The following is a 23676-nucleotide window of genomic DNA, read 5'->3' as shown; positions in this document are numbered from 1 at the left end:
GGTTAATCCAGTAAAGAAAGGGTGACAGGCGTGAGGTGATTGTCCTCAACGCGCACTTGCAGTTCGCCTTCGCCCAGCCTGGCGGTCAAGCGCTGACCGTTTTGCGTTTGCGCGGCCCGGCGAACGGCATTGCCCTTTTCATCGAGCAGGATGCTGTAGCCACGGCCCAGGGTCGCCAGCGGACTGACCACATGCAGGGTTTGCATCTGGTTTTGCAGCTGCATGCGGCGCGCCTTGAGGCCTTCGCGCATGGCCCGGGGCAAGCGCTCGGCCAGGCTGTCCAGACGCTGGCGCAACATGGCCAGCTGACGCCCCGGATGTTGTGCGGCCAGACGGGTTTCGAGGCGGATCAGGCGTTCGCGGCGAGTATTCAGGCTGCGCTCGAAAGCCCGGCGCATGCGCATGTCCAGGTCATCCAGGCGTTGGGCTTGCTGACGCAGACGTTCGCCGGGGTGACGCAGGCGTCGCGCCAGGCCGTCGAGGCGCAAGCGGTCGCGCATCAGGCGATCACGAATGCGCATCACCAGGCGCCGATGCAGGCTGTCGATACGCCGTTGCAGGTCGCTTGAGTCCGGTGCCAGCAGCTCGGCCGCGGCCGAAGGCGTGGGCGCGCGCACGTCTGCCACGAAGTCGGCGATCGAGACATCGGTTTCGTGACCCACGGCACTGACGACAGGGGTAACGCAGGCATCGATGGCGCGAGCCACGGCTTCTTCGTTGAAACACCACAGGTCTTCCAGCGAGCCGCCGCCGCGGGCCAGGATCAGTGCGTCAAAGCCCCGTGCATCGGCCAGCTTGAGGGCACGGACGATTTGCGCCGTGGCTTCGCGGCCTTGAACGGCGGTGGGGATCAGGGTCAGTTCGACTTGTGGCGCACGGCGGCGGAACACGCTGATGATGTCGCGAATCACCGCGCCGGTGGGCGAGCTGACAATACCGATGCGCTGCGGGTGAGCGGGCAGGGCGACCTTGCGTTCGGGGCTGAACAGGCCTTCGGCGCCGAGCTTTTCCTTGAGTGCATCGAAGGCCAGGCGCAGTGCGCCGTCGCCGGCGGGTTCTACAGTGTCGAGGATCAACTGGTAATCGCCACGACCTTCAAACAGCGAGACCTTGCCGCGCACCTTGACCGCCAGGCCATCCTTGAGCGCCTGACGAACCCGCGCAGCGTTGTTGCGAAAGAGTGCACAGCGCACCTGGGCGCCGCTGTCCTTGAGGGTGAAATATACGTGGCCAGAGGCTGGGCGGGCGAGGTTGGAGATTTCGCCTTCTACCCAGATATTGCTGAACACGTCTTCGAGCAGCACCCGCGCCCGGCCATTGAGCTGGCTGACGGTCAGGACTTCCCGGTCGAGATTGAGTCTTGCAAAGGGGTCTTTAATCATGCGGGTCATCATAAGGGCGGATTGTTATCACTGCACCTGTCTGATAGAAGTCTGCGCACTAAAAACAAGGAAGCAGAGCAATGGATTTGCCGTTTAGTGGTGGTGAGTGGGTGCTGCTGGAGCTGGCCATTGCCCTGGCCTATATCGTCTTTGGTGTGGCCGGGTTCGGCACGGCGCTGGTGGCCGGGCCGATCCTGATTCTGTGCCTGCCGCTGTCGAAAATCATCCCGCTGCTGGTGCTGCTGGATTTTGTGGCGGCCTTTGGTAACTGGCTGCCGTCGCGCCGAGATGTGGTGCGGCCCGAGTTGCTGCGCTTGCTGCCGTGCATGGCGATCGGCTGTGTGGTGGGCGTGGTGTTTTTGCTGAACCTTAAATCCGACCTGTTGTTGCTGTTGATGGGGGTTTTTATCACCGCTTACGCCTTGTACAGCTTGGCGGTGAAGGTGAAGCCGGCACGGCTCGCTGCCGGTTGGGCCATCCCCACGGGTATCACCGGCGGGTTGTTTGGTGCGCTGTTTGGCAGTGGCGGTTTTTTGTATGCGCTTTATCTGAATGCCCGCTTGCCCAAAGACGCTGCCCGCGCCACCCAGAGTGCGTTGATCAGTTGCAGCACCGTGGTGCGTCTTACGTTGTTCGTGCTTGCCGGTGTGTATGCCGATGGCGAGCTGTTGTTGCTTGGCGCCTGCCTGTTGCCGGCGATGGCAATGGGACTGTGGGTTGGCCGCCGGCTGACGCGCAAATTGTCCCGCGAGGCGTTTGTGCGGCTGGTAACGTGGCTGGTGCTGGCCAGCGGCATTGCGCTGATTGCGCGTTACCTGAGTTAAACTGCGTGGCTGAACCCTGTAGTCGCTCTTATCCATATGTGCCGTACCCCATGAACTCGCAAAGCATCATCGTTCCAAAAATCTCCACCTTGCCGGTGCATGAGCCGCGTGCACGGGCCATCGTGCGCTGGCTGGTGCGCAAGAACATCATCGAAGAAGAGCTCACCACCTGCGGCCGTACCGGCAATGGCATGGCCTACGCCATCGCCCCCGGTGCCCGTGAAGTGGTGCTGCACCCCGAGGCGCTGCCTTTCGGGCAGCCGATCAATGGCCTGGAGATCATCACCAAGCGCTGCATCTACACACCGGCCAAAGGTTTTCTTGAAGAAGCCGGTTGCGCCGAGTGCCGCAAGGAAGTGGGCGAAGCGCTGTTTGAAAGCCTCGAAGACTGGATGCCGGGGCGTACCGACAACTTCATCTGTCCGCTGTGCGCCCACGAAGACGACATCAACGGTTTTCTGTTTTTACAGCCGTGTGCGTTTTCCAACCTTGGGTTTATTTTCAACAACTGGGCCGAGGCTGGATTCAAGCAAAGCTTTCTCGACGAGTTCGCCGACTGGCTCGACCAGCCGGTGACATGGGTGAAAGTTGAACTGTGAGGTGAAAATTCCGTAGCAGCTGCCGAAGGAACGAGGCTGCGTTCGATTGCGAAGCGATCGTAAGTCCGGGGCACGCGGTTCAGCTGAAAAAACGCGGGCTATGGATTTACGACGGCTACGCCGCCGGACGCAGCCTTCGGCAGCTGCTACGGTTCAATTTCTGCCTTCAAAGTCAGCTAATCATTGGCCCTTAGCGCAAAACTCTCTAAAGGTTTCCGTTGAGAGATCCAGGGGTTTTGAGTACAATGGCGCGCTTCCATTTTCCCGCTCGGGAGCCCCAGCGATGCTGCGTATCAGCCAAGAAGCACTCACATTCGATGACATCCTTCTCGTCCCCGGTTATTCCGAGGTTCTCCCGAACGAAGTCAATTTAAAGACTCGTTTGACCCGTGGCATTGAACTGAATATTCCGCTGGTTTCCGCTGCAATGGACACCGTAACTGAAGCCCGTCTGGCAATCGCCATGGCTCAGGAAGGCGGTATCGGTATCATCCACAAGAACATGACCATCGAGCAGCAAGCTCACGAAGTTCGCAAGGTCAAGCGTTTCGAAGCCGGCGTGGTTAAAGAGCCGATCACTATCGAGGCTGATGCCACGGTACGTGAGCTGCTTGAGCTGACCCGCCAGCACAATATCTCCGGCGTTCCGGTACTGCACAATGGCGACCTGGTCGGCATCGTGACATCCCGTGACGTACGCTTTGAAAACCGTCTGGAAGCTACCGTTCGTGACGTGATGACGCCTAAAGAGCGTCTGGTTACGGTCAAGGAAGGCGCCGACAAGGAAGAAGCCCGCGAGCTGTTGCACAAGCACCGTATCGAGCGCGTGCTGATCGTCGACGACAACTTTGCCCTCAAGGGCATGATGACCGTTAATGACATCGAAAAAGCCAAGGCTTACCCGTTGGCCAGCAAGGACGACCAGGGTCGTCTGCGCGTAGGCGCTGCGGTCGGTACCGGCAAGGACACCGCTGATCGCGTGGCCGCCCTCGTGGCTGCCGGCGTTGACGTGGTGGTAGTCGACACCGCCCACGGTCACTCCAAAGGCGTGATCGACCGCGTTCGCTGGGTCAAGCAGAACTTCCCTGAAGTTCAGGTCATTGGCGGCAACATCGCCACTGGCGCTGCTGCCCTGGCCCTGGCTGAAGCCGGCGCTGACGCAGTTAAAGTCGGTATCGGCCCGGGCTCGATCTGCACCACCCGTATCGTTGCCGGTGTTGGCGTTCCGCAAATCAGCGCGATTGCCAATGTGGCCGCTGCCCTTGAAGGCACTGGCGTGCCTCTGATCGCCGACGGCGGCATCCGTTTTTCGGGTGACCTGTCCAAGGCCATCGTTGCCGGTGCTTCCTGCGTGATGATGGGTTCGATGTTTGCCGGTACTGAAGAAGCACCAGGCGAAATCGAGCTGTACCAGGGCCGTTCGTACAAGGCTTACCGCGGCATGGGTTCGCTGGGTGCGATGTCGCAATCCCAGGGCTCCTCTGACCGTTACTTCCAGGACTCCTCCGCGGGTGCCGAGAAGCTGGTGCCGGAAGGTATTGAAGGTCGCGTGGCGTACAAAGGCTCGCTGACGGCGATTATTCACCAACTGATGGGCGGTCTGCGTTCTTCGATGGGTTACACCGGCTGTGCCGACATCGAACAAATGCGTACCAAGCCCGAGTTCGTGCGTATCACCGGCGCTGGCATGGCTGAATCCCACGTCCACGACGTGCAGATCACCAAGGAAGCACCCAACTATCGCGTAGGTTGATAGTGGTCGCACCCGGGTTCACACCCGGGTGCGATACGAATTAAGTCACCGGGGCTGTTTGATTCAGCCCCGTGTCGTTTCTGAAATTAATCGAGATTTTGTCATGGCCCTCGACATTCACGCTCACCGCATCCTGATCCTGGACTTCGGTTCCCAGTACACCCAGCTGATCGCCCGCCGCGTGCGCGAAATCGGCGTTTACTGCGAACTGCACCCGTTCGACATGGACGACGCAGCGATCCGCGAATTCGCCCCTAAAGGCATCATCCTGGCCGGTGGCCCGGAGTCGGTACACGAAGCCGGCAGCCCGCGCGCCCCACAAGCTGTATTTGACCTGGGCGTACCAGTTTTCGGTATCTGCTACGGCATGCAGACCATGGCCGAGCAACTGGGCGGCAAGGTTGAAGGTTCCGAGCTGCGCGAGTTTGGTTATGCCCGTGTAGACGTGGTCGGCAAAAGCCGCCTGCTGGACGGTATCGAAGACCATATCGACGCCGACGGCCTGTTCGGTCTGGACGTGTGGATGAGCCACGGTGACAAAGTCACCAAAATGCCGTCCGACTTCCACATTCTGGCCAGCACTCCAAGCTGCCCGATTGCCGGCATGTTCAACGACGAGCGCGGCTACTACGGCGTGCAGTTCCACCCGGAAGTGACCCACACCAAGCAGGGCGGTCGCATCCTGTCGCGCTTTATCCTCGACATCTGCGGCTGCGAAGCCCTGTGGACGCCGTCGAAAATCGCCGAAGACGCGATTGCCAACATCCGTGCCCAGGTTGGTACCGACAACGTATTGCTGGGCTTGTCCGGCGGTGTTGACTCCTCGGTAGTAGCAGCTTTGCTGCACAAGGCCATCGGCGACCAGTTGACCTGCGTATTCGTGGACAACGGCCTGCTGCGCCTGCACGAAGGTGAGCAAGTGATGGCCATGTTCGCCGAGAACATGGGCGTCAAGGTGATCCGCGCCAACGCTGCCGACCAGTTCCTGAACAACCTGGCTGGCGAAAGCGACCCGGAGAAAAAGCGCAAGATCATCGGCCGTACCTTTATCGACGTGTTCGATGCCGAATCCTGCAAGCTGGAAAACATCAAGTACCTGGCCCAGGGCACCATCTACCCGGACGTGATCGAGTCGGCTGGCGCCAAGAGCGGCAAGGCTCACGTCATCAAGTCGCACCACAACGTGGGCGGCCTGCCGGACGAAATGAACCTCAAGCTGGTTGAACCGCTGCGTGAGCTGTTCAAGGACGAAGTCCGTCGTCTGGGTCTGGAACTGGGCCTGCCGTACGACATGGTCTACCGTCACCCGTTCCCGGGCCCGGGTCTGGGCGTGCGCATCCTGGGTGAAGTGAAAAAGGAATACGCCGACATCCTGCGTCGTGCTGACCACATCTTTATCGAAGAGCTGCGCAAGGCTGACTGGTACCACAAAGTGAGCCAGGCATTTGTAGTGTTCCAGCCGGTTAAATCGGTTGGTGTTGTAGGCGATGGCCGTCGTTACGCCTGGGTAGTTGCCCTGCGTGCCGTAGAAACCATCGACTTCATGACCGCGCGTTGGGCTCATCTGCCTTACGAACTGCTGGAAACCGTCAGCGGCCGGATCATCAACGAAATCGAAGGCATCTCCCGCGTAACTTATGACGTGTCGAGCAAGCCGCCGGCAACGATTGAGTGGGAGTGAGGTTTGTTTTCAACTATCTGATTTTATTGTAAAAAATAAGAATTGATAGTGATCTTTACTACGTCATCAATGGCGTTTTTAATGGCGCCCATCGTACGTATGTGAGAGAGCTACATCGATACCATGTCCCGGACAAGGAATGCCGGCATGGTATCGAGAGCGCTTAGCAGCGCAGATGTCAGCAATAACTGTTTGCCCATCTCCCCCTATGGTGTTGGCGTGTGTTTTGAAGAACTTTACGCGCAGCATTCAACCCGTGCAGATTTCCGGCTAGAAGTTATCAATCGCGTTGCACATCGACACCTTCCCTGCTGGCTGCGGTTGGACCATCGCCCACTGCTTGCCGCCCGCCTCCAATTCATCCAGCTGGAACGAACAGTCCGCCGACATGGTGGCCTGCACCATGTAGTCCACGCCAGGCCGAGGCACAAAGGTCATGGTCTTGGCACACTGCAGCCAACACCAATGCTGTGCCATACAGTCCGTTGCGTAGATTGTTCATTCCCTGTGTCCTTTTGGTGATGGATTAACGGCGGCCGTCGCACACCGGCGATTCGCCAATACGACCGAGCTTGCACATGTCCAAGTTATCTTTGCGTTTGTAGCCTGCGTCTTTCATGCAATAGAAGTTCAGTAACCTCACATCGATTGGCGACCTGTCTCCCGCGCCATCAACATTGGTATATCCGCACGCACGCATCGCAGCAATGATCCCGGTCTGCGATACGCCCTCCTTGTACCATTTTGTGTAATCAGGAGCCGGCGGTTGAAATCCCCTTCCCGTGCAGCCAACCAGTAACACAGCGCAAAAACTCAGCAATAGGCTCCTCGTGAACATTGCGTTCTTCCTTATGGGTTGACTCGGATAAGTGTGAGACGCCGTAGGGTGAGTTGCTCTTGAAGGGCTTGCAAGCGGTCCCGCCACCCTCATAGCGGTTATGCACTGTTTGATTGCCGTCCAGTACGTCAAGTCATTCCCATAGACGAGCGTGTTTCAGCTTATGAAGCATTGGTCCATTTACCAGCATTTCACTGACCGTGACTCCTGGTCTGCGAGTACTTTCAAGCATTGGATCTTGAGTCAATATGGGATAAGTGCGGTATTGGCAGACGGGTCAATTCCCCAGCCGATCACTACATCGCATGAATGATGCAGTGCTCGTGAAAACAGGTTTTCGTCTATGGTGTTTTCGTGGTATCAGCAGAGATGATCAAAATAAAACTATGATTTATATTGGTTTTTTAAGATTGTTTATGTTCGAGTGGGAGTGACCCCTTGTAGCTAATATCCAAAAGCCCGCGTGATAGTGGGCTTTTGATTTTTTGAGGATACAGCTGCTTAGTCGATTTGAGGTCTGCCGTACTTGAGGATCACATAGGCTTCCTTGTCTGGATCGAATGGTAGTCGCATTGTGGGCTTTTCATCGATCCAGTCAGCGTCTGTGCCCTCGATACTGATTGCCAAGAAAAGGGGCTGCATTTCCGATAGCACTGCGTTCCACTCAGAGAGATAGTCCGTGATCCCGGGGTGCCAGTTGTTTTCCACGGTCTGAAGCTTCTCAATGAGTGAGGCAATCATGTGCTGCCTCTGGTCACCGTCGAGGCATTCGACGGCATAACCTACTAAAGCGTAATCCAACTCACACCGAGAGATCTTAATGAGGCTGTCAGCAGTCCCGTTCAGACCGTACCCCCAGCACATCCAACGCTGAAAAGCAAAATTCCACAAAGCTTTGCGCTTCTTGGCTATGGCCCTGTCCCGGAAGGCCCGGAGACATTCTGCGACTGAAAATCGGGTCTGTTGACCAGACCAGTGCAGGCTAATCGCATCAACGTAGGCTTGAAGGGCAGTATCGTTCGCATCAGCAAGAGCGCAACCGAGAGGCGTCTGTAATTCTGGAAATCGCGAAGGAAATAAGTTGAACACGTGCATCCAGGCAGCCCAGCGCGGCTTATCTTTCGAGACATTTTCCAAGATTTGGACCAGAGACTTCTTGGAATCTTCACTGAGCGGCTCGCGGTTAGACCTAAGCGACACAGATATGTAAGTCGTTGCGAACTGGACATGAGGGTTGGTCGATCTAGAGCCGAGGCGTAGTGCTGCATTGGGGGGGAGCGATAGCACGACGCTCATGACCGGTGCGGTCTGCCGCAGACCCGAGATGGCCTGCACCAAGCGTTCTGGTGCAAATCTGTCGAGACATTGGGCAGTCTGCGCAATGGCAATGCTCGGAAAAAATCCATCCTCGATCAGTCGCCAGCCTTGTGCGATTCCGATCCAATCGCTTTTGGCATCAGCTTTTTCAAACTTTTCGACCGCTTCCAACTCCCAGATTGGAGGCGCTAAGCCCTTAGTTGTGAAGCTCATCGTCAGGCCCTCAATGACTCTCTCGAGCGAAGCGAGTAGTCCATCGTTGGGCCTGAAGTCATCTGGCACGGTGCTCCAGAAATTCGCCTCCATCGTTGTGAACTGTCCGACGACGAAGAGGGCGACCAGCCGGGTACGGCTCGGATCAGCGCTTACGTTCCAATCGGCGCCTTCTTGGATGATCCACCGAAGCAGGCCGGTGAGTTTGTCGAAGTCCTCACCGCTCGGAGGCTTGCCGCGTCGGACCAACTCGATGAAGGAAAATTGAGATCGGATCGCGTCAAATAACTCGTTGCAGGCATCCCAATCAGAAATTGCATGAAACGGATCGGATTGCGCTTCGATTGCCGCAAGAAGAGAGTTGGGGACTTCGACCGCCCCAGGTCGCGTAGCTTCCGCCATAGCCGAGAGAAGAACATCCGCAGCGTTCATGACGGCCTCCTCCAAATTAGATGATCCTGTCCGCCGAGTAGCTCCCAAAGGTCGGTGAAGGCATCCACCACAAGCTGAGCATTGTCGACCTTCTGCAGGATGTGATGCGCCGTGCCCACGGAGTTTACCGAGGTGCCGAGCGACCAAGCCATTGCCCCATCTGGGCCGGATGGAAAGATCAGGAACCTATCGTGGAAGTCCCAGCCCGCCGCGCCCTTCTGTACTCGAAGTTCGAGTTTCAGGCCCCGCCAGTTGCTTTGACATTCATCAAGTGTTTGGCGGATTTTGTCGCTAGGGCCGGCTTTGGACGTCGTCAGACCGCGAAGGTCCACGCCTTGATAGGGGCAGTAAAACAGCGTTTCAAGTATCTCGTTGGCTGAAAGATATGGGTCCCACAGCCACGCGCCTTTTTCGCCGTAGGCAATGATTAGCGCGCGAAGGTCATCCAATGCCTTTCGGCGGCCTGCGTTTTTATCACCACGTGTCGGACGGTATTGAACAAAGCGGCGCTCGGCGGCGAGCCGATTGGCTTGCTCTGCGTACATCCGCTTCGCTGTCCATCCCCCGTTGTCGTCCGGCTGCGGGTCGCCGACGATACTGTGATTTGAAAAGGCAGTCATACCGACGCGTCGAGAGTCCCAACTGCCATCCGGTTTTTTGACCGAAAAGGTGCGTGGCTCCGGATCGGGTGAACGCATGTTGAATGAAATGGTAGAGATAAAAGAGCCTGCGCCGGAGGCGACGAGGAGCGTGCTGCTCTGTTCGTCCCAGATGAAGCCCCGATGCAGCCCACGGCCAGCACGCATCGGGAGAGGGGTGATCCTTTCTTTTAGTCTTGCTGAAGCAAAGCCAGTGATGATGTCGTCGTGTTCCAATTCGCAGACTGCCATCAAGGGACGCGGGGAGGCCTTAGGATGCCAGGCATGTTCGACTTGAAAATCGCCATCTTGAAGCTTTTCGAATTTCGCCATCAGCACAGTGATCGGAAGCTGGACCGCCAAGTTGCCGAGCCGGTCTGACATTGTGGCCAATTGGAGCGGGATATACTTCTCGATCTCTGCCGATAGCTCTTGCAACCGGCGAGGATCTGCGAAGAGCGGCGTCAGGGGTTCTTTCTTATGATCGGTCCATTCAAATAGGTGCGAGCCGGTCCAGAAGTTGTTTTTGAGGAGTTTGTTCCATGGAACCGGCGCGCCATTGTCCGGCGGCACAAACTGTGCGGGCATCGGTAAAAGCTCGCCGATTTCGAGTTCATCGCCTGAAAGTTTCCATCCTTCCCCGGCCTCCAAAGCCGTGAGAGCCGGGATGAGCGTGCCGATCGCCACCGTGTAACGGCGGAGGCCAAAGCTCCAGCCATTGAGCGATTTGATTCGAATAGGTTTCGGCGTCAAGAAGCAGGCAGCCGCTGGCTCGAGATCAGATTGTTCCTCGGCAATCAATAGCGTGAAGATATTGATAATACCGTCATGATCGGGTCGACTGGCGTACAGCTCTGTACATTCGACATGGGTATAAAACCCGAGCGTGCCGGGCGTGAGAAGCTGGGTGAGCTCCGGCAACGGAGAGCGAGGCTCCGGTGGCTCGTATCGGTCCATGAGGGTATCTGCCTGGGCTCAAAAACTCTCATTATGTTCCAATTCGAGTGCCAAGCGCCTCGCTTGATGCTGTGCAGGCGTTTGGCTGAGTTACGTGCTCAAGACAGATCTATGAAATCAGGTTTTCTTAACATGGTATTACTCGTGGCATGGATCAGAAGCATGGTAGTTAACGACTGATTTATAAGGATATTTATTTATTGCTGATAATAGAGTGGGAGTTAGCCGAAGTTGGTATATGCGAACTTAGTCGTTTTCTGATGTATATAGGGCCCGCGAATTGCGGGCCTTATTTTTGCAAGTCTGTAGTGAGGCGAGTATTCCCATTGTTGTGAGCTGTGCCCAGCGTTGGCTTGATTTTGGTTAGCCTAAACCGGTGTGAGTACCTGGTTGCTAAATTCATGAGCGCTTATCTGCGGAGTTTGATCGCAGCGTAGTCATATATGCCTCGTAAGTTGGCGCTGTTTTCTAACTCCATCTTAAAGGCACTCGTCATGCGATAAGCTGTCATGGTTTATCGCGGGTTATTCGCGGGTGACAAGGTCAATGACTTCAACACCAAGAAGGTTTTTAATGGCAGTCGGGAAGCAGGAAATTTAGACTCCAATACTAGTAGTGCGCGGACATCCTTTATCTGCGAATGCGCAAGTAGTACTGCCTCCATCACAGTCCGGTATTTTACGCACTGGAACAGGCCTCTAGTGATATCGGGGACCGAAGAGATTGAGAGGGGGTTGTGTGCTACGAAATCCTTTAATTTCTTATGGTGCTCGCTTTCACCTCCTCCGGCGATTTGACAAGCCAACTCAAGAGCGTGCGAGAAATCGGTTTCGGTCAGTTCAAGGTCTAAAGTTTTTAGGACCTTGTCCCATTGTGGAAACGTAAAAACGTGATTGAGTTCGGCTTTGACAATTACCTGCTTCTGATGGCGGGGCAGAGTAGCGAACTCTTCTTCCTTAACTAAAAACCACCCGACCCCTTCACCAGGTAGGCCGGTGTTTTTATTGACTACCAGCGCTTGGATATCCGAGCAAAAGCCATTGCACTATCTCAGCTCTTTGGCCAGATCTAACCAAGCCATTGCAGCCGGAGGCAAATGCGCACCGGCACGCCAAGCGAGTGCAATATTCCAATCCGTGTGTGGCTCTTCAAGAGGTACTAGAGCGATGCCCGCATGTTTATGTTTTTGCGCAAGCATTCGCGGTAAAAATGCCACCCCTAAACCTGCAGCTACCAGGTCGGCGATGAAATCAATCTGCCCGCTGCGGGCCGTCACCCGGGGCACAATCCCTCTTCGATCACAAGCGGCCATAATTAATGCGTTAAGCGCAAACCCCTCATCAAAGAGGATGAATGGCGAATCCGCCAGATCACTGAAGTTCATTCGCTTGCGTCGCGAAAGCGAATGGGCGCTAGGCAGCACAACCACTAAAGGCTCGTTGCGCACTTCCTGATAAGCGAAAGTTTCATCGATCGGAATCAGTAGTGCTGCCAAGTCCACCTCTCCGGCCTCCAGGCACTCACACAGTTTCTTACTACCGTGCTCTATCAGTTCTATATTCACCATCGGATAGCGGCTGCGATAAGTAGCAAACATCTCAGCGAACAATACCCCGGAGCCTACAGGCGGCAAGCCGATCCGCAGCGTACCGCCCTTCAGGTCGCGCAGTTCATTGATCTCTGCGATCAGATCGTTCCGCTCTGCGAGTAATACCAGTGCGCGCCGATAGGCAATCTCACCTGCGGCCGTCAACTCGCTTTTATGGCCGATACGGTTCAGCAGTGGCGTACCTAGCTCATCCTCGAGCGTCCTGACTGCCTTGCTGACTGAGGACTGAGTCAAAGACACAACCTCCGCAGCTTGGGAGAAACCTCCCTGGCGCACCACTTCTACAAACACCCGCAGCGTTCTGAGATTCATGTGTATTCCAATAGCGACTCAATTCGAGTAGAAAAAGTTGTTTTTATCATACTCAACAATCCCTTATCGTGAAATTCACTCAGCAACGTCCTACGTCGCTGAAATTTTCTAGAGACCTAGGAGTTGTAGATAATGATTATTTCATCGGCATCCGACTATCGCGAAGCCGCGAGACGCAAATTGCCGCGATTTCTGTTCGACTACATCGACGGCGGCGCCTATGCCGAACACACAATGCGTGCCAATAGCGCTGACCTCGCCAGCATCAGCTTGCGTCAACGCATCTTGAGAAATGTTGACAGTTTGAGTCTCAAGACGACGCTCTTTGGAAAGGAACAGAGTCTGCCGATCATCCTCAGCCCCGTCGGACTGACCGGTATGTATGCCCGTCGTGGTGAAGTACAAGCGGCCAAGGCTGCGGCCACGAAAGGCATTCCCTTTTGCCTGTCCACAGTATCGGTCTGCTCGATTGAAGAGGTTAGTTCCCAGAGTTCGCAATCGATCTGGTTTCAACTCTATGTGCTCAAGGATCGCGGATTTATGCGTAATGCCCTAGAGCGTGCTCAAGCAGCCGGCGTTACCACGCTGGTGTTCACCGTAGACATGCCGACGCCAGGCGCTCGTTACCGTGATGCCCACTCGGGCATGTCTGGGCCACTCGCAGCTTCACGGCGCATCCTGCAAGCCACCACTAGGCCGGATTGGGCGTTTAATGTCGGTATCCTCGGTCGTCCGCATGATTTGGGCAACATCTCCAAGTACCTGGGCAAAGCCACCACCCTGGAAGATTATGTTGGCTGGTTAGGCAATAACTTCGACCCCTCTATCAGCTGGAAGGACCTGGAATGGATCCGCGAGTTTTGGAAGGGCCCGATGATTATCAAGGGCATCCTTGATCCACAGGACGCCAAGGACGCAGTAAGTTTTGGCGCTGATGGCATCGTGGTCTCCAACCACGGCGGTCGCCAATTGGACGGTGTGCTGTCCACCGCTAGGGCTTTGCCTCCCATCGCCGAAGTAGTGGGTGATGACCTGACGGTGCTGGTGGACTCTGGCATTCGTTCCGGGCTGGATGTTGTGCGCATGCTCGCCTTAGGCGCCAAGGCATGCCTGCTGGGGCGCTCGACGGTTTACGCTCTGGCCGCCGACGGACAGCACGGGGTAGAGAATATGCTGGATATCTTCTCGCAAGAAATGCGCGTGGCAATGACGCTCACTGGTGTTACCTCGATTGACAAGATCGATCGAACCGCATTGGTTCCAGTTGAGTAATGAAGGTTCGATCATGTCGCAATCACTGACCGTTAAGATGTTGGAAGCGGTACGCAATGTACCGATTGGCTACGTAGTGTGTGGTGGTGTTGTCTGTACTGTGCCGGCGCTCCTCGCGGCTCGCTTACACAACCCCTTGTTCTGTTGGTCAGCGATTGCCGCATTCTGGAGCTATCTGTCGATTCCGAGCGATAAGTCCCCAAAGGGTTGTATCTTCGGCCTGGTTTTCGGCATCACCGGCGCCGTGGCGTCAGGGCTAGGTGCTTGGACGATGGTATGGCCGCAACTGGCTATAGCACTGTCGGCCCTCTTTGCGTTTGCTGGCGCTTACGCCCAGGTTTGCGGCGCGCGCATTAGCATTCCCGCTTTGCTGACAGCGACGGCATTTGCGGTATCCACTGCATTCCCGGCAAAGGACTTTGCCCAGGGATTTGCTTATGCACGTTACTTTCTATATGGCAGCCTATGGGCTACAGGCTCCGCATTGCTGTTCCAATGGTGTCAGTACGACCAGCCTGATGCTGCAAAGCGGCCAGTTTTATGGTCGGCACTCAGAACAAATTTCACACCGAAATCTAACTTCTTTCTGCATGGGCTTCGCGTTGCGCTGTCGGGAGCACTGTCAGTTTGGTTGGTTCAATTGTGGTCGTTGCATTACGGATACTGGATGACCCTTACGGTGTTTCTGATCATGCAGCCCTACATGCATTCAACGTTGAGGATGTCTCTGGAGCGAGTCGGCGGCACCTTCTTAGGGGGAGCCATTGCTGCCGTTCTTGGTTACGCAATCCATGATCCGTTTTTGTTGGCTGCACTGATACTGCCTGTTTCTATTGGCACCCTGGCAGGGCGCTCTGTGAGCCACATCAGCTATTTGATGTTCCTCACTCCACATTTCATACTGGTCGCGCAGGTTGGCCAGTCAGGAGGATCGGAGCTGGATTTGGTATTTCTACGAATGCTCTACAGCACCGGTGGTGCACTTTTAGCGATCATCGCTTCGCTTGTGATTTTTCCTCGCTGGCAAACGGCTGAGCCGTAGAGGACTAGGGGAGTGTTTCCTAGACCGCCGGTTTGAAAGCCCCTTCCCGTGCAGCCAACCAGTAACACCGCGCAAAAACTCAGTAATAGGCTCCGCGTGAACATGGCGTTCTTCCTCATGGTTTGACTCGGATGTTTGTAGGCCCTGATCGTGCCGTAGTCACGTGCGCCCTATCAAAGAGCGCTATACCCCCTCTACAGGTGCTTGTCATGCGATGAGAGGCGGGAGGGCTGAGCATCTAGAGCGTCGTTCGGGAATGGTTCTTTTCATGGTATGCCTTTTGTTTTGTTTGATAGTTATCTGCTTTTAAAGGTTTTATTGCGCTTGTTGATAATAGAGTGAGAATAATCGGTAGGCCGGCATAGTCCGGCACCCGTGAGCAAGAACACCCTGAAGCCCGCTTAATTGCGGGCTTTTGGCTTTTTGGGTCTGGCAAATTCTGGCAGCTTTGTGCATCGCCAGGCGCCGTGTTTAGGTGGCTTGGTAATGGACCCGCGCTGATTTCGGGCTAGAAGTTATCCATCGCGTGACACATCGACACCTTGCCATCAGGCTTCGGTTCGACAGCGACCCATTGCATGCCGTCAGCTGAAAGCTCATCCAGCAGGAATGAACAGTCCGCCGACATCGATGCCTGCACCCGGTAATCCAACCCGGGCCGAGGTACGAAGGTCATGGTCCTGGCACACTGCCGGGCATATTGCAGGCGCCCCAGGTAATGGAACGCGATCGGCTTGTTCGCCGGCACTACCAGCTCTGACGAGACCGAACCTGCCAACGAATAGATCGGCCCGGCAATGCCGAGGTTTTCACCGTTATGGTCGGGGAAGCCGGATTTCGCCGACGCCATCACCCCCGCGCCGGGCACATTCCAGTCGAGGCAGTCACGCCCCGGCACGGCGCGCACCAGGCCGTCGGTGAGCAGGCGAATACGGGCAGTCTCGCCGCTCTGTGGCGGGATGTAGCCGGTGGACAGCGAACGCACGTTTGCCACCTGGCCGCAGCCGCTGAGCGCTAGCAGAACGGCGGGGATTACAGTGAACAGTCTCATCAGTCAATCGACTCGCAGGGGCAGGTTAAGGCTGGCGGCAGTTCTGGCTGACTGACAGATGCGGCGCAGGTTCATAGGTCACGCGCTGCAAACCATCGGCGTCCTGGAACAGGAAGTATTTGACGCGACAGTCCTTGAACATCGCTGAGTAACCCTCGGCCCGGAAGCCTTGACCGTCCACCTGTTTGGTCACGGTATTGTTGCGGCTGACCACCGCGAGCACACTCTGATAGCTGTCGCCCATGTTTACCCCAGGCTCGCCGGTGATGGCGGCCGAGGAGGCGCAACCACCCATTGCTGCTGCCGCCAACACCAGTACGGTGCCGTACAGTCCGTTGCGTAGATCGTTCATTCCCTGTTTTCCTTTTGGTAATGGTTTACCGGCGGCCTTCGCATACCGGGGATTCACCGATGCGGCCTTGCTTGCACAGATCGAGTTTATCCCTGCGCTTGAACCCGGCGTCCTTCATGCAGTAGAACCGCGTCAGCACAACATCAATCGGCGAGGTGTCTCCCACGCCATCAAGATTGGTATACCCGCAAGCACGCATGGCGTTGTCGACGCCCGATTGGGTGACCCCCTTTTTGTACCACTGTGTGTAGTCCCCGGGTGGTGGTTGAAAGCCCCTTCCCGTGCAGCCAACCAGTAACACAGCGCAAAAACTCAGCAACAGGCTCCTCGTGAACATGGCGTTCTTCCTTGGGTTTTGACGCGGGTAGAGTGTGATGCGCCAACATCGTATAGGGAACTTTCATTCAACAAATGGTTCCATACTGTCCTTCACTCAGACTGTTCAAGGATCGAATGAAAACTTATCTGGCAGTTCCGTTAGCAATCACACTCGCCCTTGTGATGACCGGTTGCAGTAGCCGTAAGGCGGGTGATCTCACTTCAACGCCGGTCGTGCCACTGGTCATGAATGACCATCAAGCCAGCTTGACCTTCCGTACCATCGGCGGGGAGGGTGATCACCCTGTCAGTTACATGTACGGGTATTCCGACGGTCGAATGGATGACGCGGGTGATCGTGTTTATGACACTGCTTACTTCAAGCGCATACCGGCCTATCTGAAGCGAATTGGCGGTGGCACTGACAGCATCAGCAAGCTGGTCGATGCAGACAAAGTGGTGCACGTGGAAGGGACGGTCAAGGCCAAGCAGTTCACCTTCAACGGTATTCCAATGCCTACGCCGTTCGACAAAGAGCAGCCTGTTGCGCAGCAATTCACCCCGCAAGCCAAGAAGAATTACGTGGTTGAAACCGTGATCGCTGACACTTGGGTGATGAACGTGTATGAAGTTTCTCCAACCGGTGAGCGCAAGACCGTTGGCGCTCAAAAAAATGATGGCGCCGCAGACTGATAGTGCATGAAAGGCCTTGAGCCCGGCTTGATATAAAAAGCGATCAACCTTTACTGTTGATCGCTTTTTTTGTGGTCGGCGTTCTGAATCATCAAACTTCCGACGCCAATTATTTGAACGTGGCAATTGCTCGAAATGGCAATTGAGCTTAGTTCGATTGATTCATACGCGTTATTAAAACCTCATCCATAAATAATACATGCCTCAACCAAAACAATTGGTTAGGCGTGCTGTTTTTGCTGTAGTCAAAATACTGACAATCAAAGCCAGTCGCATCCTCCCTATAAGTCGGTGATTTATCATGATCAAGATCATGGCCTTCTTGTTAATAGGAGTTGTCACTGCAGGATGCAACGGATTCGTGAAGCCCGACTTGTCGGGGCCGGTCAATGAAGCTTACTTTCCCGTCTTTTCAGGCTTTCCCATGCCGTATATGTACATGGCCTCGGCCGTGCAATGGAATGAGGACTACGCCGTCACCACTGGGCATACCCCGTTTATCCCCAACGTTGCATACCGTTGCAGCACACGCTGCGATCTGGTCTTTATCAAGCATAAAGCCAATGGCCACTTCCCGGCATGGCGAGCGCCGCAGGTGGGAGAGAGCATCACGGCCGTGGGCGTGAGCCCTTACCTTGTGACCACGACGGGTAAGGGCAAAGTGTATAAAACCCCCTTCAGCAATACCGAAGATCACAGCGGTGACCTGTATGCCATTCATGATGCCCCGCTGGTCAAGGGCATGTCGGGTGGGCCGGTGATCGCCAGTGACGGTTGCGTGGTGGGGATCAATGCCGGTTTTTATTCGACCAGCCTGAACAGTACTATTACGTTGCCTGAGCTGAAGAGCGCGCAGAGAGTGAGCATTTTTATCCCGTATTCGATTGTTGCCCGCGAATGGGGGATGTTGCAGGCGCAGCTTGATGGGGGGCGTGGGTCGAAGTTTGCGGCCAAGTAAAAAAGCACCCTCACCCCGGAAGGTGAGGGTGCTTTTTTTGATGTCAGCGCCGCGCCACATCCGAAAAGTAGAACTTGTCCAGCGTATGCCGCGACTCGGTGTACTCGAACTGGCGCCCATCCTGTAGAAACGTCTGGTTGCTCACCACGATCACATGGCTCTGACCCTCTAGGTCCAGGTGCTGCTGGTCGTCCTTGCTGCGCGGCACCGCTTCGATGGTGCGCTGGGCATAGCTGATCTGCAGATTCAGGGTCTGCTCGATATAGGCATAGATCGAGTGCTCGGCAATGGCCTGATCCAGCCCCGGAATCAGGTCGCTGACAAAATGGTTGATGTCCAGAATCACCCGCTTGCCATCAATATGGCGCACGCGTTTGATGCGGGTTATCAGGCTGCCCGCTGCAACATCGAACTTCTCGCACAGTGCGCCTTCGAGCGGGAACCGGGTGAACTCCACCACCTCGGTACTGACGTTACCGCCCAGGCGCGGGTAGGTCTCTTGAAAGCTGACGATACCGCCCAGCTGGAACTCGATCGGGCTGGATGACAATACAAAAGTGCCCTTGCCGTGGATCTTCTGGGCAAATCCACGCTCCTGCAGTTGTTCAATCGCCTTGCGCACGGTTCCGCGGCTGGCCCCATAGCTGGCCATCAACTCGGTTTCGGACGGCAGGCGCGCGCCGCGGGCCAGGCGTTCAGTGGTGATACTGGCAAGCAGATCCGTGTAGATCTGATTGTATTTGGTCATGGCGAGGGCTCTATGCCGGTTGGGCTCGGGGCCCGGAACCTTAAGGGTTGGAGGGAAGGCAGCGCAAGTACGCGGCAGAAAAATCACTAACTCGTCTGTACCAGTTGTTGCTTTAACTCGTACAGACGAGTATTTTTTTGCTACGGCGTGCTGCCACAGCGACGCTCCATAATAAAAATTCAAGCGAGACCACGCATGAGCCACGACTATTCCCAGATCGCCCGCGAGCTGCTGCACAGCCTCGGTGGTGCCGCCAACGTTGAGCAGGCCGCGCATTGCGTCACACGCTTGCGCCTGGCCCTCAAGGACCCAAGCCTGGTCGACAGCACCACCCTCAACCAGATCGATCTGGTCAAAGGCTCCTTCTTCACGGGCGGCCTGTACCAGGTGGTGATCGGCCCCGGTGAAGTCGAGAAGGTCTATGCCGCCCTGCGTGAGCAGACCGGCCTGGCAGCCGCCACTATCGCCGACGTGAAGCAGCAGGGCGCCGACAAGGCCAACGCCATGCAGCGTCTGGTGCGTGTGTTCTCCGATGTGTTTATGCCCATCCTGCCCGCCCTGATCATTGCCGGCTTGCTGATGGGGGTTAACAACCTGCTCGGCGCCAAGGGCATGTTTATCGACGGCAAAACCCTGCTCGACGCTTATCCGCAACTGGACGGGGTGTGGAGCCTGATCAACCTCATGGCCAATACCTCTTTTGTATTCCTGCCCGCGCTGGTGGGCTGGTCGGCGGCCAAGCGTTTTGGCGGCAGTGAAATCCTCGGCATTGTGCTGGGCCTGATGCTGGTTCACCCCGACCTGCTCAATGCCTGGAACTACGGCAAGGCCGTGGCCGGGCTGGAGGGCCAGAGCCTGCCGTACTTCAACATCCTGGGCCTGTTCCAGATCGAGAAAGTGGGCTACCAGGGGCAGATCCTGCCGATCCTGATGGCCGCCTATGTGATGAGCGTGATAGAGAAATGGCTACGGGCGCGAGTGCCCAATGCCATTCAATTGCTGGTGGTACCCATTACTACCATCGTCATCACCGGGGTGCTGGCGCTGGCGATCATTGGCCCGGTGACCCGTCACCTCGGCATCCTCATTACCGAAGGCGTAGTGCTGTTGTTCGACGTGGCCCCGGTGCTCGGCGGAATGATTTTCGGCCTGCTGTATGCACCGCTGGTGATTACCGGCATGCACCATATGTTTCTCGCCGTGGACCTGCAATTGATTGCCAACCACGGCGGCACCTTTATCTGGCCGATGATCGTCATGTCCAACCTGGCCCAGGGCAGCGCCGCGCTCGGGGTGTTCTACATGAGCCGCAATGTGCGTGAGCGCAGCATGGCCTCTACCTCTGCAGTCTCGGCGTACTTTGGCATCACGGAACCGGCGATGTTCGGGATCAACCTGCGCTACAAGTTCCCGTTCTATGCGGCGCTGATCGGCTCGGCGCTGGGCAGCATTTTCCTGTCGCTGAACAAGGTGCTGGCTTCGGCCATCGGTGTTGGCGGCTTACCCGGCTTTATTTCGATCATTCCGCAGTACATCCCGATGTTTGTCATCGGCATGTTGATGGCCATTGTCGTGCCGTTTGTCCTGACCTGCGGCCTGAGCCTGAAAATCATTCGTCCGGGTTATCGCGTCGCGTAGCACATCCACTTTCCTGTAGCCGCTGCCGAAGGCTGCGATGGGCTGCGAAGCTGCCCGTCTTGATAGACGGTCCAGCGGCCCTTATCGCAGCCTGCACCAGCGGCTACAACGTCCAAGCAAGGAACACCCCATGCAAGACTGGCAGCGTTCAGTGATCTATCAGATCTACCCAAAAAGCTTTTGCAGCCACGCGGGCAACGCGACCGGTGACTTGCGGGGGGTGGTCGACAAGCTCGATTACCTGCAGTGGCTGGGCGTCGATTACCTGTGGCTGACGCCGTTCCTGCGCTCGCCCCAGCGCGACAACGGCTATGACATCAGCGATTACTACGCCATAGACCCGAGTTACGGCAGCATGGCCGATTGCGAACTGCTGATCCGCGAAGCCGGTGCCCGTGGCCTCAATCTGATGCTTGATATCGTGGTCAATCACACGTCCATCGAACACGAGTGGTTCCAGCAGGCGCGCAGCAGCCTCGACAACCCGTATCGCGACTTCTATATCTGGCGCGACCAGCCAAACAACTGGGAGTCCAAATTCGGCGGCTCGGCCTGGGAATACGAGGCGCAAACCGGCCAGTACTATCTGCACCTGTTTGACCACACTCAGGCCGACCTCAATTGGGACAACCCCAAGGTACGCGCCGAGGTCTACAAGCTGATGTGCTTCTGGCGGGACAAGGGCGTGGGTGGCTTTCGCCTGGATGTGATCAACCTGATCTCGAAACCGGCGCATTTCCCCCAGGACGACAGCGACGGCCGCCGTTTCTATACCGATGGCCCCAACGTGCATGAGTACCTGCAGGAGATGCACCGCGAAGTGTTTGCCGGCCACGATCTGGTCAGCGTCGGCGAGATGTCGTCCACCAGCCTTGAGCACTGCATCCGCTACTCGCGCCCTGACAGCCAGGAGCTGTCGATGACCTTCAATTTTCATCACCTGAAAGTCGATTACCCGAACATGCAGAAGTGGGTGCGGGCTGATTTCGATTTCCTGCAGCTCAAGGGCATTCTTTCGGAGTGGCAGGTTGGTATGCAGGCCGGTGGCGGCTGGAACGCGCTGTTCTGGTGTAACCATGACCAGCCGCGTGTGGTTTCGCGTTTTGGCGATGACGGTGAACACCGCGTGGTCTCGGCCAAAATGCTCGCCACGGCGCTGCATTTTTTGCAAGGCACACCCTATGTGTATCAGGGTGAAGAAATCGGCATGACCAACCCCGGGTTCGAGCATATCGAGCAGTATCGCGATGTCGAAACCCTGAATATCTATCGCCTCAAGCGCGAAGCCGGGGTGCCTCACGACGAATGCATGGCTGCGATCAAGCAAAAGTCACGGGACAACGGCCGCACGCCAATGCAATGGGATCATCAGGCCAATGCCGGTTTCAGCAGTGTCGAACCGTGGATTGGCATCCCCGCCAACGCGGCGTTTATCAACGTTGAAGACCAGCGCAATGACCCGGCTTCGGTGCTGCATCACTACCGCGAATTGATTGCCTTGCGCCGCGCAGAGCCCTTGCTGCAACACGGTGTATACCGTCTGTTGTTGCCCGAGCATAAGCAGGTATGGGTCTATGTGCGTCAGGGCGATGGCGAGAGTCTGCTGGTGATCAACAACTTCTATGGCACACCCTGCGATATCGAACTGCCTGAAGGTGTGGTTGACGCGGGGTTGAGCCAGCGGCTGCTGATCAGCAACTACGACGACTGCCCGGTGCGCAGCAGTCGGATTTCACTGCGTCCGTATGAGTCATTTGCCCTGCATCTGCAGTGATTACCGGTTTTACCCATAACAATAAAAAAGGTCGTTCCATGAAATCTTCACTCAACTACAGCATCTGTATCGCCAGCCTGTGCCTGCTGGCACCGTTGTCGGCCAGCGCTTTGGAGTTCGCCGGGTATTTGCGCAGTGGCGTGGGCAACTCGCTCAATGGCGGCAAGCAATCCTGCTTCAAGCTGCCCGGTGCCGAGGCCAAGTACCGGCTGGGCAACGAGTGCGAACAATACGCCGAGCTGGAACTGCGCCAGGACGTGTACAGCTTTGACGATGGCTCGGTACTGAGCGTCGATGGCATGGCCTCGCTGTACAACCAGTACGACCGCCAGCTGACTTTCCAGGGCGACAACGGTTCGGCGCGTCTGCCGCAACTGTACGCGCAGTGGTCGAACCTGCCGGGTCTCAACGGCGGCTCACTGTGGGCCGGGCGCCGTTACTACAAGCGTAACGACATCCATATTTCCGACTTCTACTACTGGAACCAGAGCGCCACCGGTGCCGGTATCGAGGATGTACTGATCGGTGGCCTGAAATACAGCTACGCCCTGTCGCGCAAAGACAACCTGTACCAGGAAAACTATGTGACTCGCCACGACTTCAACGTGGCCGGTTTCAACACCAACCCCGGCGGTGAGCTGGAGTTGGGCCTCAGTTATCTGGACAAGCCCGAGCGCACTGACGCCCACAGTGGCTGGGCCATTACCGCGCAGCATGTGCAGAGCGAGTTTCTGGGGGGCAAGAACAAGTTTGCCGTGCAGTACGGCGAAGGCTCGGGCACCGGCCTGGGCTATACCGGCGACTTTCGCCTGGATAACAGCAGCAAGCGTTATCGCATCGTCGAGTTTTTCGACTGGCAAGTGACGCCGCGTTTCGGCGGGCAGGTGGAGGCGGTGTACCAGAAGGATTTTCGCCCCGACGGCGGCAATCAGGAGTGGCTGTCTTTGGGCGTGCGCCCGACTTACGCGATCAGTGAGCAGTTCAAGCTGGTCACCGAGCTGGGGCACGATCAGGTCAAGGCCGCGGACGGTACGCGCAAGTTGAGCAAGTTCACTTTCGCGCCCACCTGGTCACCCAAGGGCCCAGGTTTCTGGACGCGCCCGGAAGTGCGTTTGTATTACACCTATGCCAGCTGGAACGCTGCGGCACAGCGCGCCGCCAATGAGTTTGATGCAGGCTCGGCGCTCTCCGACAGCGGTGCATTCGGTTCGGCCCGTCACGGTTCCAACGCAGGTTTGCAAGTCGAGTACTGGTGGAAGTAAGCGAGCTGTCGGG

General features: G+C 56.5%; 21 protein-coding genes. 11 read left to right on the top strand and 10 right to left on the bottom strand.

The annotated features are described in order from the left end of the window. Positions 1 to 2: 2 nt before the first annotated feature. Positions 3 to 1382: an exodeoxyribonuclease VII large subunit gene (gene xseA, locus QN377_RS04325; RefSeq protein WP_095001630.1), complete on the bottom strand. Its 1380-nt coding sequence runs from the start codon at positions 1380 to 1382 to the stop codon at positions 3 to 5. Positions 1383 to 1462: 80 nt separating this feature from the next. On the opposite strand from xseA, the gene QN377_RS04320 reads away from it, so the two are divergent. The 4 genes from QN377_RS04320 to guaA all read left to right on the top strand — a co-directional run bounded on the left by QN377_RS04320 (position 1463) and on the right by guaA (position 6239). Further along, entirely contained in the window at positions 1463 to 2206 is a 744-nt protein-coding gene (locus QN377_RS04320; protein ID WP_095001457.1) for a sulfite exporter TauE/SafE family protein, read from the top strand. A gap of 50 nt (positions 2207 to 2256) precedes the next feature. Beyond that, complete coding sequence (locus QN377_RS04315) at positions 2257 to 2805, top strand: sugar ABC transporter ATPase (protein WP_322213458.1); 549 nt, start codon at positions 2257 to 2259, stop codon at positions 2803 to 2805. 283 nt (positions 2806 to 3088) lie between these two features. After that, positions 3089 to 4558 (top strand): IMP dehydrogenase, encoded by a 1470-nt coding sequence (gene guaB, locus QN377_RS04310; protein WP_016779630.1) that lies wholly within the window; start codon positions 3089 to 3091, stop codon positions 4556 to 4558. 103 nt (positions 4559 to 4661) lie between these two features. Further along, positions 4662 to 6239, top strand: a complete 1578-nt coding sequence (gene guaA / locus QN377_RS04305) for a glutamine-hydrolyzing GMP synthase (protein ID WP_016779631.1) — start codon at positions 4662 to 4664, stop codon at positions 6237 to 6239. 270 nt (positions 6240 to 6509) lie between these two features. Here the strand turns inward: guaA and QN377_RS04300 are convergent, their stop codons facing one another. The 5 genes from QN377_RS04300 to QN377_RS04280 all read right to left on the bottom strand — a co-directional run bounded on the left by QN377_RS04300 (position 6510) and on the right by QN377_RS04280 (position 12555). Next, the gene (locus tag QN377_RS04300; RefSeq protein ID WP_010655635.1) at positions 6510 to 6716 is read right to left on the bottom strand and encodes a hypothetical protein; all 207 of its coding nucleotides are present in this window, start codon (positions 6714 to 6716) and stop codon (positions 6510 to 6512) included. 49 nt (positions 6717 to 6765) lie between these two features. Beyond that, the gene (locus tag QN377_RS04295; RefSeq protein WP_010655636.1) at positions 6766 to 7077 is read right to left on the bottom strand and encodes a hypothetical protein; all 312 of its coding nucleotides are present in this window, start codon (positions 7075 to 7077) and stop codon (positions 6766 to 6768) included. 501 nt (positions 7078 to 7578) lie between these two features. After that, a complete protein-coding gene (locus QN377_RS04290; RefSeq protein ID WP_095018340.1) occupies positions 7579 to 9039 on the bottom strand; it encodes a hypothetical protein in 1461 nt (486 codons plus the stop codon). Further along, entirely contained in the window at positions 9036 to 10598 is a 1563-nt protein-coding gene (locus QN377_RS04285; RefSeq protein ID WP_029612242.1) for a VPA1262 family N-terminal domain-containing protein, read from the bottom strand. The genes QN377_RS04290 and QN377_RS04285 overlap by 4 nt, the downstream gene beginning before the upstream one ends. A gap of 1081 nt (positions 10599 to 11679) precedes the next feature. Beyond that, complete coding sequence (locus tag QN377_RS04280; RefSeq protein ID WP_010655639.1) at positions 11680 to 12555, bottom strand: LysR family transcriptional regulator; 876 nt, start codon at positions 12553 to 12555, stop codon at positions 11680 to 11682. Between the two features lie 132 nt (positions 12556 to 12687). Here QN377_RS04280 and lldD point away from each other — a divergent pair, with 132 nt between their 5' ends. Beyond that, complete coding sequence (gene lldD / locus QN377_RS04275) at positions 12688 to 13827, top strand: FMN-dependent L-lactate dehydrogenase LldD (protein WP_003443295.1); 1140 nt, start codon at positions 12688 to 12690, stop codon at positions 13825 to 13827. Positions 13828 to 13840: 13 nt separating this feature from the next. Further along, a complete protein-coding gene (locus QN377_RS04270) occupies positions 13841 to 14869 on the top strand; it encodes an FUSC family protein (protein WP_003443292.1) in 1029 nt (342 codons plus the stop codon). 508 nt (positions 14870 to 15377) lie between these two features. Here QN377_RS04270 and QN377_RS04265 read toward each other — a convergent pair. From QN377_RS04265 to QN377_RS04255, 3 genes are read right to left on the bottom strand one after another with little or no spacing between them, the layout of a single operon-like run. Then, complete coding sequence (locus QN377_RS04265) at positions 15378 to 15920, bottom strand: hypothetical protein (RefSeq protein WP_317757577.1); 543 nt, start codon at positions 15918 to 15920, stop codon at positions 15378 to 15380. A gap of 25 nt (positions 15921 to 15945) precedes the next feature. Further along, positions 15946 to 16272 carry a hypothetical protein gene (locus tag QN377_RS04260; protein ID WP_133144818.1) on the bottom strand — a complete coding sequence of 109 codons (327 nt, stop codon included), beginning with the start codon at positions 16270 to 16272 and terminating at the stop codon, positions 15946 to 15948. 25 nt (positions 16273 to 16297) lie between these two features. Beyond that, positions 16298 to 16609, bottom strand: a complete 312-nt coding sequence (locus QN377_RS04255; protein WP_095018343.1) for a hypothetical protein — start codon at positions 16607 to 16609, stop codon at positions 16298 to 16300. Between the two features lie 116 nt (positions 16610 to 16725). Between QN377_RS04255 and QN377_RS04250 the strand changes: the two genes are divergently transcribed. Together QN377_RS04250 and QN377_RS04245 are read left to right on the top strand one after the other, a co-directional pair. Then, on the top strand, positions 16726 to 17283 hold the full coding sequence (locus QN377_RS04250; protein ID WP_095018344.1) for a hypothetical protein: 558 nt from the start codon (positions 16726 to 16728) through the stop codon (positions 17281 to 17283). Positions 17284 to 17584: 301 nt separating this feature from the next. Beyond that, positions 17585 to 18241: a trypsin-like peptidase domain-containing protein gene (locus tag QN377_RS04245; protein WP_322213448.1), complete on the top strand. Its 657-nt coding sequence runs from the start codon at positions 17585 to 17587 to the stop codon at positions 18239 to 18241. A gap of 43 nt (positions 18242 to 18284) precedes the next feature. Here QN377_RS04245 and treR read toward each other — a convergent pair whose 3' ends face one another. Next, positions 18285 to 18989 (bottom strand): trehalose operon repressor, encoded by a 705-nt coding sequence (gene treR, locus QN377_RS04240; protein ID WP_095001448.1) that lies wholly within the window; start codon positions 18987 to 18989, stop codon positions 18285 to 18287. A gap of 195 nt (positions 18990 to 19184) precedes the next feature. On the opposite strand from treR, the gene treP reads away from it, so the two are divergent. From treP to QN377_RS04225, 3 genes are all read left to right on the top strand, one after another. Further along, positions 19185 to 20627 carry a PTS system trehalose-specific EIIBC component gene (treP, locus tag QN377_RS04235; RefSeq protein WP_095001447.1) on the top strand — a complete coding sequence of 481 codons (1443 nt, stop codon included), beginning with the start codon at positions 19185 to 19187 and terminating at the stop codon, positions 20625 to 20627. A gap of 130 nt (positions 20628 to 20757) precedes the next feature. Then, positions 20758 to 22401, top strand: coding sequence for an alpha,alpha-phosphotrehalase (gene treC / locus QN377_RS04230; RefSeq protein WP_322213444.1), 1644 nt, complete (start codon positions 20758 to 20760; stop codon positions 22399 to 22401). A 38-nt stretch (positions 22402 to 22439) separates the two neighbouring features. Further along, positions 22440 to 23663, top strand: coding sequence for a maltoporin (locus tag QN377_RS04225; RefSeq protein ID WP_095001629.1), 1224 nt, complete (start codon positions 22440 to 22442; stop codon positions 23661 to 23663). Positions 23664 to 23676: the final 13 nt, after the last annotated feature.

The sequence above is a fragment of the Pseudomonas sp. CCC4.1 genome (genome assembly GCF_035019225.1).
Taxonomy (GTDB): Bacteria; Pseudomonadota; Gammaproteobacteria; order Pseudomonadales; family Pseudomonadaceae; genus Aquipseudomonas; species Aquipseudomonas bubulae.
The sequence above is the reverse complement of the archived record's forward strand: the minus strand, read 5'-3'. Positions and strand labels throughout refer to the sequence as shown.